Source organism: Faecalibacterium sp. Marseille-P9590 (assembly GCF_017377665.1).
In the GTDB taxonomy this organism is placed as follows: domain Bacteria; phylum Bacillota; class Clostridia; order Oscillospirales; family Ruminococcaceae; genus Faecalibacterium.
Map to the genome: position 1 here is coordinate 311210 of NZ_JAFREF010000002.1, position 12255 is coordinate 323464.

At 59.6% G+C, this 12255-nt stretch carries 10 protein-coding genes and 1 riboswitch; of the genes, 9 read left to right on the top strand and 1 reads right to left on the bottom strand.

Annotation, left to right across the window (positions count from 1 at the left end; all coding sequences use genetic code 11):
* Positions 1-42 precede the first annotated feature (42 nt).
* The 3 genes from rplL (at position 43) to J3349_RS04100 (ending at position 3610) form a co-directional block, all read left to right on the top strand.
* On the top strand, positions 43-417 hold the full coding sequence (rplL, locus tag J3349_RS04090) for a 50S ribosomal protein L7/L12 (RefSeq protein WP_149793841.1): 375 nt from the start codon (positions 43-45) through the stop codon (positions 415-417).
* Between the two features lie 126 nt (positions 418-543).
* Positions 544-630: riboswitch (ZMP/ZTP riboswitch) on the top strand.
* A gap of 48 nt (positions 631-678) precedes the next feature.
* Positions 679-2340: a formate--tetrahydrofolate ligase gene (locus tag J3349_RS04095; RefSeq protein WP_207676511.1), complete on the top strand. Its 1662-nt coding sequence runs from the start codon at positions 679-681 to the stop codon at positions 2338-2340.
* Between the two features lie 280 nt (positions 2341-2620).
* Complete coding sequence (locus J3349_RS04100) at positions 2621-3610, top strand: hypothetical protein (RefSeq protein ID WP_242699493.1); 990 nt, start codon at positions 2621-2623, stop codon at positions 3608-3610.
* Between the two features lie 59 nt (positions 3611-3669).
* On the opposite strand, the gene J3349_RS04105 is transcribed toward J3349_RS04100, so the two are convergent.
* Positions 3670-4680 carry a SpoIID/LytB domain-containing protein gene (locus tag J3349_RS04105; protein ID WP_207676512.1) on the bottom strand — a complete coding sequence of 337 codons (1011 nt, stop codon included), beginning with the start codon at positions 4678-4680 and terminating at the stop codon, positions 3670-3672.
* Between the two features lie 162 nt (positions 4681-4842).
* On the opposite strand from J3349_RS04105, the gene J3349_RS04110 reads away from it, so the two are divergent.
* From J3349_RS04110 to gpmI, 6 genes are all read left to right on the top strand, one after another.
* Positions 4843-5625, top strand: coding sequence for a hypothetical protein (locus J3349_RS04110; RefSeq protein ID WP_207676513.1), 783 nt, complete (start codon positions 4843-4845; stop codon positions 5623-5625).
* 196 nt (positions 5626-5821) lie between these two features.
* Positions 5822-6853: a type I glyceraldehyde-3-phosphate dehydrogenase gene (gap, locus tag J3349_RS04115; protein WP_158396744.1), complete on the top strand. Its 1032-nt coding sequence runs from the start codon at positions 5822-5824 to the stop codon at positions 6851-6853.
* 202 nt (positions 6854-7055) lie between these two features.
* Positions 7056-8312 carry a nucleotide sugar dehydrogenase gene (locus J3349_RS04120; protein WP_278251790.1) on the top strand — a complete coding sequence of 419 codons (1257 nt, stop codon included), beginning with the start codon at positions 7056-7058 and terminating at the stop codon, positions 8310-8312.
* Positions 8313-8553: 241 nt separating this feature from the next.
* A complete protein-coding gene (locus J3349_RS04125; protein ID WP_158389552.1) occupies positions 8554-9762 on the top strand; it encodes a phosphoglycerate kinase in 1209 nt (402 codons plus the stop codon).
* 82 nt (positions 9763-9844) lie between these two features.
* Positions 9845-10615, top strand: a complete 771-nt coding sequence (gene tpiA / locus J3349_RS04130; protein WP_015563698.1) for a triose-phosphate isomerase — start codon at positions 9845-9847, stop codon at positions 10613-10615.
* 101 nt (positions 10616-10716) lie between these two features.
* Positions 10717-12243 (top strand): 2,3-bisphosphoglycerate-independent phosphoglycerate mutase, encoded by a 1527-nt coding sequence (gpmI, locus tag J3349_RS04135; RefSeq protein ID WP_207676514.1) that lies wholly within the window; start codon positions 10717-10719, stop codon positions 12241-12243.
* Positions 12244-12255: the final 12 nt, after the last annotated feature.

Sequence of the window (12255 nt, forward strand, 5' to 3'; positions counted from 1 at the left end):
TGAAATCAACAAACAAACCATTTATATTGGAGGGTTACTACTATGGCTTCTGAGAAGATTACTGCCATCATCGACTCCGTCAAGGAGCTGTCCGTTCTGGAGCTGAAGGAGCTCATCGACGCATACTGCGAAGAGTTCGGCGTTTCTGCTGTTGCTGCTGCTGCTCCCGCTGCTGCTGGCGCTGCTGCTGCCGCTGAGGAAGAGAAGACCGAGTTCGACGTCATCCTGGTCGAGGCTGGCGCTGGCAAGATGGGCGTCATCAAGCTGGTCAAGGAGATCACCGGTCTGGGCCTGAAGGAGGCTAAGGCTATCGTTGACGGCGCTCCCAAGGCTGTCAAGGAGAAGGCTTCCAAGGCTGAGGCTGAGGACATCAAGAAGAAGCTGGAGGATGCCGGCGCTAAGGTTGAGGTTAAGTAATTTAACCCCCTTAAAGCTTGCTTCTTGAATTTCGATTCTTGAACAAAGAGGCGCTCTCGCTGCAAAGCGGGGGCGTCTTTTTTGTGCTTGACAAACCCGGCATGGGTGTGTTATCTTTTAGATGTTAGCTGATCCTTCTGCTGACGGATCTTGTGGAGCACCACAGTGCAGAAGGGGAGAGAAGCTTTAATGCCGACCGTCTGGGCAGCCTTGCGTCGTGGTGCGCAAAGCTGCCCTTTTTGTTTAAGGAGGATGCTGAATATGAAGTCTGACATCGAGATCGCACAGGAAGCCAAAATGAAGCCCATCGCCGACATCGCCGCCAGTCTGGGCCTTGCCGACGAGGACGTGATCCCCTATGGCCGCTATAAGGCCAAGGTAAACCACCGCCTCATCCATAAGGCATCGAAGCAGGGCAAGCTCATCCTCGTCACGGCTATCAGCCCCACCCCTGCCGGTGAAGGCAAGACGACCACCAGCGTGGGTCTGGCCGACGCCATGAACGCCATAGGCAAAAAGACCATGCTCTGCCTCCGTGAACCCTCCCTCGGCCCTGTCTTCGGCATGAAGGGCGGCGCAGCCGGCGGCGGCTACGCACAGGTGGTGCCGATGGAGGACATCAACCTCCACTTCACCGGCGACATCCACGCCATCGGTACCGCCAACAACCTGCTGGCGGCCATGATCGACAACAGCATCCAGCAGGGCAACCCCCTGAACATCGACCCCCGCCGCATCACCTGGAAGCGCTGCATGGACATGAACGACCGTCAGCTCCGCTTTATCGTGGACGGCCTGGGCGGCAAGGTCAACGGCACCCCCCGCGAGGACGGCTTCGACATCACCGTTGCCAGCGAGATCATGGCCATCTTCTGCCTTGCCACTAGCATCTCCGATTTGAAAGAGCGCCTCTCTAAGATCGTCTGCGCCTACACCTATGACGGCAAGCCCGTCACGGCTGGGGACATCGGCGCAGCCGGTGCCATGACTGCCCTGCTGAAGGATGCCCTCGACCCGAACCTGGTCCAGACCCTCGAGAACAACCCCGCCATCATCCACGGCGGCCCCTTCGCCAACATCGCCCACGGCTGCAACAGCGTCATGGCCACCAAGCTCAGCCTCTCGCTGGCCGACTATGTCATCACCGAGGCAGGCTTCGGCGCAGATCTGGGCGCAGAGAAGTTCCTGGACATCAAGTGCCGCTATGCGGGCATCGCGCCCAGCGCCTGCGTGCTGGTGGCGACTCTCCGTGCGCTCAAGAGCCACGGCGGCGTAGCCAAGGCCGACCTGAACACTCCCAACCTTGAGGCCGTCAAGAAGGGCGCAGCCAACCTCGTCCGCCACATCGACAACATGAAGAACGGTTTCGGCCTGCCCGTCGTGGTGGCCATCAACGCCTTCCCGACCGATACCGCCGAAGAGCAGGCTTACGTCGAGCAGGTCTGTGCCGAGCAGGGCGTCCCCTGCGTCCTGAGCGAGGTCTTCGCCAAGGGCGGCGAGGGCGGCAAGGCTCTGGCCGAGAAGGTGCTGGACATCATGGAGGACCGTCCCATCCAGTACACCTACCCGCTGGAAATGCCCCTCAAGGACAAGATCAACGCCATCGCCACCAAGATCTACCGCGCCGACGGCGTGAACTACAGCGCCGCCGCCAGCAAGACTCTGGCCGAGCTTACCGAGCTGGGTTACGGCGACCTGCCCGTCTGCATCGCCAAGACCCAGTACAGCTTCAGCGATAATGCCAAGCTGACCGGTGCGCCCACCGGCTTCACGATGGAGGTGCGCGAGGTGCGTCTGGCCGCCGGCGCCGGCTTCGTGGTGGTCATCTGCGGCAGCATCATGACCATGCCCGGCCTGCCCAAGAAGCCCGCCGCCGTGGGCATTGATGTGGACGCCGACGGCAAGATCACCGGCCTGTTCTAAACGAAAATTCGTTCCAGTTTTGCTCCTGCTGTCCCTCGGGATGGCGGGGGCTTTTTGTTATATGTTCCAAAAAGTTAGACGCTATTTGTGCATTCTGCCCCGAAATTGTGTACGAAGCGTGTGAAATCTGAGAAAAAAGTCTCCCTGCGGTTTACAAAAGTGTAACAAAATGGTATACTTTACAGCAGTGAATGAAAGATGAAGGGATGAGTCAAACGTGGAATGTGCGCCGCACCGGATCTGGAAAAAACTGATGGCCCTTGTGCTGTCGCTCGTGCTGATGGCAGTGATGTTGCCGGGAGCGCTGGCGGTGGACCTCAACGTGGACGCAGGATTTTACTTCAAGCAGAGCCGGGGCGGCACCTGTACGCTGGCCTCCGCCGCCATGATGCTCCGCCGCCGCGCTTTTCTGGACGGCTTGACCGACTGGACGGACGTGACCGAGAACAGCGTCCGCGGCAGTGCGTGGGCAGGCGGCCTCTCCCACAGCTTCAACTATAATGCGATGCAGGTGGGTTACTCCACGCTGCCGTCCAACAACGAGGAGAAGAAGGCAGTGCTCATCCAGCTGCTGGCAGAGCACCCCGAGGGCATCGTCCTCTACGACCGCCGCCAGCCCCACGCCGTTCTCCTGACAGACTACACCGACGGCGTGTTCTACTGCTCCGACCCCGCCGGCAGCGTCTCCTCGGGCCGTGTGCCGATCTCGGCAGCCAGCATCTCCATCGCAGGTGCTTCCTGCTACTGGTACATATCTTCCGACCATAACAGCGCCGTCGCGACGCTGGACAGCCTCCGTCTGGAAGGAATGCGCTACCCGGTCAACATCCGCACCGGCAAGGGCATGAGCGTGAGCGGCACTGCCGCCAGCGCATCGGGTACTGTGCTGAGCAGCGTGGAAGCGGCGATCCTCGACGCCAACGACCAGCCTGTTCAGAGCGCTGAGGCCGCGCCCAATGCGTCCAGCTGGTCTCTGAAGAACTTCGACAGCCAGCTCCGTTTCGGTGAGCTGCCCGAAGGCAGCTACACTTACATGGTCGTGCTGACCGACTCCAACGGCCAGACGCTCTGCTTCATGAGCGACTTCACCGTTTCCGGCAGCGCCAGCAGCACCGCGACTTACTGGACGGTACAGGATCCCTCCGGCACGAAGCTGGGTCAGCTCGTTCAGGAGACCGAAGAGGCTGTGGCTGAGGCAGTTGAGAGTGAAGCTGAGGCTGTGACCGGGACCGAGACGAAGAAGGGGATGTGGAGCTGGCTTCTGGGCTGAGCTTCCCCAAAATAAAAAGACACAGGGTGGTCGGCAATGCTGACCACCCTGTTTTTGTGTCATCGGCAGAGCTGCGTCCCCGGGAAATAGTGGGCGAGGATGACTTCGTAGGTCCAGCCCTGCTCGGCCAGCGCTTTGGCACCCCACTGGCTCAGGCCCACGCCGTGGCCGTAGCCTTTCGTCGTGATGAGGAAGCTGCCGTCCTGATACCGGATGGTGAAGCAGGCGCTCCGCAGCCCCAGAGCCCGCCGGAGGGCTGTTCCGGAGACGGTCTGGCCGCAGACGGGCAGAGAGGCCGCATAGCCCGAAGCTGTCAGGGTCGTCTCACCGAACCAGCGTTCCGGCGCGGCAGAGTCGGCGGCGATGCCCAGTCCCGAGGAAAGAAGTTGCTGTACCTGCGGGGCAGAAAGGGTGAGGGTGACTTCGTAGTTGTCGGCGGAGAGGTCGGTGCTGCTGTCCACCGGGACGAGGTAGGGGAGGGCGCTGCCCCAGACGTTCTCGCTGGCCTCGGTACGGCCATTGGAGATGGCAAAATAACTCGTCCCTGCCGCCGCACCGCCATAGCAGAGGACATCGCTGAGGACGGCGTCTACGAGGGCCGAGAGACGGGCATAGTTGGCCTCGTAGTCGGTCCCCCAGTAGCTGTGGAGGACGGCGTCGGTCAGATAGCCCTGCCGCCGTGCCGGGTCGGCAGAGAGCCAGCTGCCGTTGGCTGCAGAGGCGTGGTCGCGGCAGTAGAGCGCGTAGCTGTGGGCCGCGACGATTTGCGCCTTGAGGGCCTCGTCCGGCCATGTGAGGGGCATTTCAGCCGCTGCGGCCCCGATGAGATAGTCCCGCTTCGGCACCTGCCGCACCTCGCCGGTGCTCAGGTCTTCGATGAGAAAGACGTCTGCGTCTCCCTCGAAAGCGGCAGGCGCGGCTTCCGATGCGGCGGAGGTGCTGGACGCCGGGGCAGGGGGAACGGCTGCCCTGCGGCTCAGCACGGCCCGGGCCAGCCGGTAGCCTGCCAGCGGCAGGGAGCTGCCTAGCACGAGGAGCAGGGCGCAGAGGAGCAGAAAGGCTTTTTTCATGGGGCATATCTCCCTTCCGGACAGACTTTTGGACTCAGTATACCGGCCGCTGTCGGCAAAAAAGCACACAAGAGGGGAATGCCTTGCATTTCTGCCCAAAACGCGCTATCATACACTTATGATAATTCCCCCGAAAAGGGGATAGAGATTTGAGGATTACAGATGAACTTTTTTATCATGGTTTCGCTTTTCCTGAGCGCAGCGCTGGGCGTTTTCCGGGGCATAGACCTGGCCCTTCTCACCGACACGGAAACGGGCCTGTGCATCGTCGGCTCAGTCTGGCTGCGGTACGGTGCGCTGGCCGTGGCCGTCGGTGCCGCCGTAGCGGCGGGCCGCTGCTGTAAGCCGCAGACCGATGCGCTGCGGGGCCACTGTACGCTTTCCGGCGTCGTGGCACTGGCGGCGGCTGTCTGCTATGGAGAGGCTGCTGTGCTGCGCATCCTCTGGATGGGGAGCAGCGTGGCAATGCTTATCCGGGCTGCGCTGGAGGCGCTGTGCGCGTTCTGGATGATCGGTCTCGGTCTGAGCTGGCTGCGGAAGGACTGGAAGACCCCCACCCGCAGCCTGACGCCCGCCGTGCTGGGCAGCGCCGTGTTCTACTGGTGCGTGCTGGCCCGCTTTATGGAGAACAGCTCCAGCTGGCACCGGGTGGCCCCCACGGCGATGGTCTGGCAGCTGCTGGTGGGGCTGGTGTTCCTCTCGGCGCTGGCCCGGGCGCTCTACCTGCCCGGCACGTCGGATGGGCGCACCCTCTGCGCCGGCGGGCTGGCGGCGTTTGCCCTCTGCCTGTGCTGGGAGCTGCCCACCGTGCTGCAGACCCTTGTACAGGAGGGCGGCGGGGCTCTGCTGACGCCGACGCTGCTGTTCCGGCTGGGGCTGTGCTGTGTGGGCGTTTTGGGAGCCTTGAGCGCTGTGCGCTGCACAAGGACTGAGCAGGATGCATAAATGCGTCAGCAGTCGCTTGGTTGAATTGCTCAAAACAACACCCTATTCCCCGAGAAAATAGTACAAAAGCAAAAAAGTATGAAAACGACTTGTTAATTTTTTGGCAGGCACTTGAAAGTTTGGCCGTTTTGGTCTAAAATAAGAGTACCGTGAATTATCCGAATCAGGGTAAGAACATTTAGGAGGTACTATTAACATGGCTGTTAGAGTTGCTATCAATGGTTTTGGTCGTATTGGCCGTCTGGCTTTCCGTCAGATGTTTGATGCTGAGGGTTACGAGGTCGTCGCTATCAACGACCTGACCAGCCCCAAGATGCTGGCTCACCTGCTGAAGTACGATACCGCTCAGGGTTCCTTCTGCGGCAAGATCGGTGAGGGCAAGCACACCGTCGAGGCTACCGAGGACTCCATCATCGTCGACGGCAAGGAGATCAAGATCTACGCTGTTAAGGACGCAAAGGACGCTCCCTGGGGCGAGCTGAACGTCGATGTCGTTCTGGAGTGCACCGGCTTCTACACCAGCAAGGAGAAGAGCATGGCTCACATCCAGGCTGGCGCTAAGAAGGTTGTCATCTCTGCTCCCGCAGGCAACGACCTGAAGACCATTGTCTACTCCGTCAACGAGAAGACCCTGACCGCTGAGGATCAGGTCATCTCCGCTGCTTCCTGCACCACCAACTGCCTGGCTCCCATGGCCGACACCCTGAACAAGACCTACCCCATCGTCTCCGGCATCATGACCACCGTTCATGCTTACACCGGCGACCAGATGATCCTGGATGGTCCTCAGCGCAAGGGCGACCTGCGCCGTGCTCGTGCTGGCGCACAGAACATCGTCCCCAACAGCACCGGTGCTGCTAAGGCCATCGGTCTGGTCATCCCCGAGCTGAACGGCAAGCTGATCGGCTCTGCTCAGCGTGTGCCTGTTCCCACCGGCTCCACCACCCTGCTGGTCGCAGTCGTCAAGGGCAAGGACGTCACCAAGGAGTCCATCAACGCTGCTATGAAGGCTGCTACTTCCGAGTCCTTCGGCTACAACGAGGATCAGATCGTCTCCTCCGACGTCATCGGTATGCGTTACGGCTCTCTGTTCGACGCTACCCAGACCATGGTCGCTAAGATCGATGACGACACCTATCAGGTTCAGGTCGTGTCCTGGTACGACAACGAGAACTCCTACACTTCTCAGATGGTCCGTACCATTAAGTACTTCGCTGAGAACTGCTAATCACAGCTCTACGCTCAAAAGTGCTTGAGGTGCCCTGCTGAATAAGCGGGAAGACCAATCAGTGAGTTTGACACCCTTCCTTCTGCGGTACGCCGCAGGGGAAGGGTGTTTTTATTTGTCGATACTTGCCACCTCATCCGCTTCATGATACAATAAAGTCAATACCGCAGTTTATTGCATTTGTGTCGTAGGAGCGAAAGCCATGAAAGCATTCGAAAAACTGAACATCGCTGTCGCGGGTACAGGCTACGTCGGCCTGTCCATTGCTGTCCTGCTGAGCCAGCACCACCATGTCACGGCTGTGGACATCGTGCCGGAAAAGGTGGATCTCATCAACCAGAAAAAATCGCCCATTCAGGACGACTACATCGAAAAATACCTCACCGAGAAAGATCTCGACCTGACGGCTACGCTGGACGGGGAGACGGCCTATCGGGACGCTGACTTTGTGGTCATCGCGGCCCCCACCAACTACGACAGCCGGAAGAATTTCTTCGATACCTCGGCGGTGGAGGCGGTCATCCGGCTGGTGATGAAGGTGAACCCCGAGGCTGTCATGGTCATCAAGTCCACCATCCCGGTGGGCTTCACGGCCAGTGTCCGTGAAAAGTATCAGTGCGGGAATATCATCTTCAGCCCGGAGTTCCTGCGGGAGTCCAAGGCACTATACGATAATCTCTACCCGAGCCGCATCATCGTAGGTACGGATATGCAGGATGAGCGCCTCGTGGAGGCGGCACACACCTTTGCCTATTTGTTACAGGAAGGTGCTGTCAAAGAGAATATCGACACCCTCTTCATGGGCTTCACCGAGGCCGAGGCGGTCAAGCTGTTCGCCAACACCTATCTTGCCCTCCGCGTTTCCTTCTTCAATGAACTGGACACCTACGCCGAGATGAAAGGGCTTGATACCCGGCATATCATCGAGGGCGTCTGCCTCGACCCCCGCATTGGCACACATTATAATAATCCCAGCTTTGGTTACGGCGGCTACTGCCTGCCTAAAGATACCAAGCAGCTCCTCGCCAACTACGAGGATGTGCCGGAAAATCTCATCGAGGCCATCGTGGAGTCCAACCGCACCCGCAAAGATTTCATTGCAGACCGGGTGCTCCAGATGGCGGGCTACTACAGCTACGGGGAAGAGAACGAGTATAACGCGGCGGACGAGAAGCCCTGTGTCATCGGCGTCTACCGCCTGACCATGAAGGCCAGCTCCGACAACTTCCGTCAGTCTTCCATTCAGGGTGTCATGAAGCGTATCAAGGCCAAGGGCGCGACAGTTATCATCTATGAGCCGACTTTGGAGAATGGCACTACCTTCTTCGGCAGCGAAGTGGTGAACGATCTGGACGTTTTCAAAAAGCGCAGCCAGGCCATCATCGCCAACCGCTACGACAGCTGTCTGGATGATGTACAGGACAAAGTCTACACCCGCGACCTGTTCCGTCGGGATTAAAGTGGACAGTTTTAAGCGCCGCAGGAGGGGAGACCGCCTGCGGCGTTTTGGCAGCCGGGCCGGACTACTGTCAAAATAGACACAATTCCCGAATATCACAGGAAAAGTTTGTTAATAAATTATCCATCCCCCGTCCTTGCAATACACACATATTTTGTTTATAATAGTGTCATAGGGGCTAAGACCCCGAGAGTGAGCGAAATTCGATTCCGAAGAATGAATTGAGAGGAGAATAATCACTATGGGTTTAGGTAAAAAGACGATCGACGATCAGAACTACTGCGGCAAGAAGGTCCTTGTCCGCTGTGATTTCAACGTCCCCATGAAGGACGGCGTCATCACCAACGAGAACCGCATCAATGCGGCTCTGCCCACCATCCAGAAGCTGGTCAATGACGGCGCGAAGGTCATTCTGTGCAGCCATCTGGGCAAGCCGAAGAACGGCCCCGAGGCAAAGTTCAGCCTCGCTCCCGTTGCTGTGGCTCTGAGCGCAAAGCTGGGCAAGACCGTTGTCTTTGCTGACGACGACAACGTCGTGGGCGAGAACGCAAAGGCTGCTGTCGCTGCCATGAACAACGGCGACGTCGTCCTGCTGCAGAACACCCGTTTCCGCAAGGAAGAGACCAAGAACCTGCCTGAGTTCTCTCAGGAGTTGGCTTCTCTGGCAGACGCATACGTTGACGATGCCTTCGGCAGCTGCCACCGCGCACACTGCTCCACCGCAGGCGTCACCGACTACATCAAGGACACCGCTGTCGGCTACCTGATGGAGAAGGAGATCAAGTACCTCGGCAATGCCGTGAACGATCCCGTCCGTCCCTTCACCGCCATTCTGGGCGGCGCAAAGGTCGCTGACAAGCTGAATGTCATCTCCAACCTGCTGGAGAAGGTCGATACCCTCATCATCGGCGGCGGCATGGCCTACACCTTCATCAAGGCTCAGGGCTATGAGGTCGGCAAGAGCCTGTGCGACGACTCCAAGCTGGACTACTGCAAGGAGATGATGGCAAAGGCTCAGGAGAAGGGCGTCAAGCTGCTCCTGCCCGTCGATACCGCCTGTGTCGAGAACTTCCCCGACCCCATCGACGCTCCTGTCGAGACCACCGTCGTCCCTGTCACCGCTATCCCGGCTGACAAGGAAGGCTGCGACATCGGCCCCGAGACCATGAAGCTCTTCGCCGACGCTGTCAAGGCTTCCAAGACCGTCGTCTGGAACGGCCCCATGGGCGTCTTTGAGAACCCGACTTTGGCTGCCGGCACTCTGGCCGTGGCCAAGGCTATGGCTGAGAGCGACGCTACCACCGTCATCGGCGGCGGCGACAGCGCAGCAGCTGTCCAGCAGATGGGCCTGGGCGACAAGATGACCCACATCTCTACTGGCGGCGGCGCTTCTCTGGAGTACCTGGAGGGCAAGGAGCTGCCCGGCATCGCAGTCATCCAGAACGCATAATCACAGCATCATGAACGGTGCGGCGGCTGTTTCGCCGCCGCATCTTTTATTTATAAGGTAAATAAGGTAAGGAGAACGTATCATGGATAAGGCAAAGCGCAAGGCCATTATTGCTGGCAACTGGAAGATGAACAAGACCGCCTCCGAGGCTGCTGTTCTGGTGGACGAGCTCATCCCCGCCGTCAAGGACGCATCCTGCGAGGTCGTCATCTGCACTCCCTATACCGACCTGGTCACTGCTGTGGCAAAGACCAAGGGTACCAACATCCATGTCGGTGCCGAGAACGTCCATTTCGAGAAGTCCGGCGCATTCACCGGCGAGATCAGCGCTGATATGCTGGTGGATCTGGGCGTCGAGTACGTCATCGTCGGTCACTCCGAGCGCCGTCAGTATTTCGCAGAGACCGACCAGACCGTCAACAAGCGCGCTCTGGCCGCTCTGAACGCCGGCCTGAAGGTCATCATCTGCGTGGGCGAGAGCCTGCAGCAGCGTGAGGAGGGCGTCACCGAGGAGCTGGTCCGGATGCAGACCAAGATCGCCCTGCGCGATGTCACCGCTGAGCAGATGGCAAACGTCGTCATCGCCTACGAGCCCATCTGGGCCATCGGCACCGGCAAGACCGCTACTGCCGACCAGGCTGAGGAAGTCTGCGCTCAGATCCGCAAGGTCATCGGCGAGGTCTACGGCGAAGCCGTGGCCGAGGCTACCACCGTCCAGTACGGCGGCAGCATGAACGCCAAGAACTGCGAGGAGCTGCTGAGCAAGAAGGACGTGGACGGCGGCCTCATCGGCGGTGCTTCCCTGAAGGCTCCTGACTTTGCTGTCATCGTCAACGCTGCCACCAAGGGCTAAGCCCTGAGCGGTAAAAATCGTTCTCTCTGCGCCCGGCTGCGCCGCATTTCCGGCAGGGAGCCGGGCGCTGTTTGTTGAATTTTCAAAGGAGATCCTATTTTATGTCCAAGAAACCTGTTCTGCTCTGCATCATGGACGGCTTTGGCTGGACCCCCAACGAGACCTACGGCAACGCCGTGGTTGCAGCCAAGAAGCCTTTCCTTGACTCTCTGATGGCAAAATATCCTATGACCACCATCGACGCTTCCGGCATGGCTGTGGGCCTGCCCGATGGCCAGATGGGCAACTCTGAGGTGGGTCATACCAATATGGGTGCCGGCCGCATCGTCTACCAGCAGCTGACCCTCATCACCAAGTCCATCCGCGACGGTGAGATGCTCAAGAACCCCGTCCTCGTCAAGAACATGAAGGCTGCCATCGACGCCGGCAAGGCGATCCACCTGATGGGTCTGGTGGGTACCGGCGGTGTCCACAGCCACGCTGACCACTGGTTCGGTGTGCTGGAAATGGCAAAGCACATGGGGGCCAAGGAAGTCTACCTCCACTGCATCACCGATGGCCGCGACACCGACCCCCACTCCGGCAAGGGCTTCCTTGCCGACCTGCAGGCCAAGCTGGATGAGCTGGGCATCGGCAAGATCGCCAGCGTCTCTGGCCGTTACTACGCCATGGACCGCGACAATAACTGGGACCGTGAGGAGAAGGCTTACGCTGCCTTCGTCTACGGCGAGGGCAACCACGCCGCCAACGCTCAGGAGGCCATCGAGGCATCCTACGCCGACGACAAGACCGACGAGTTCGTTCTGCCCTGCGTCACCTGCGAGGGTGGCCGTGTGCAGGACGGCGACACCGTTATCTTCATGAACTTCCGTCCCGACCGCGCCCGTCAGATGACCCGCATCTTCTGTGACGACGCTTTCACCGGCTTCGAGCGCCGCGGCGGCCGCAAGCAGGTCCACTACGTCTGCATGGCCGAGTATGACGCCACCATGCCCAACTGCGAGGTCGCTTATCCTCCTGTTGAGCTGAAGAACGTCCTGGGCCAGTACCTGTCCGAGAACGGCAAGACCCAGCTGCGCATCGCCGAGACCGAGAAGTACGCTCATGTCACCTTCTTCTTCAACGGCGGTGTTGAGGCTCCCTACGAGGGCGAGGACCGCTGTGTCATCCCCAGCCCGAAGGTCGCTACCTACGACCTCAAGCCTGAGATGAGCGCCCCCGAGGTCGCTGACGAGTGCGTCAAGCGCATCGAGAGCGGCAAGTACGACGTGGTCATCCTGAACTTCGCAAACTGCGATATGGTCGGCCACACCGGCGTCTTTGAAGCCGCTGTCAAGGCCGTTGAGGCTGTGGACGCTGCTGTCGAGAAGGTCGTCACCGCTGTGCTGAACGCTGGCGGCTGCGCTTTCCTGACCGCTGACCACGGCAACGCCGAGAAGATGAAGAACCCCGACGGCACTCCTTTCACCGCCCACACCACCAACGTCGTGCCTTTCGTGGCCATCGGCTGCGGCGATGTGAAGCTGCGCGAGGGCGGCTGCCTGGCCGACATCGCACCCACCATGCTGCCCTATATCGGCCTGCCCGTCCCGGCAGAGATGACCGGCAAGAGCATCATCGCTGAGTAAACCTTTTTTGAA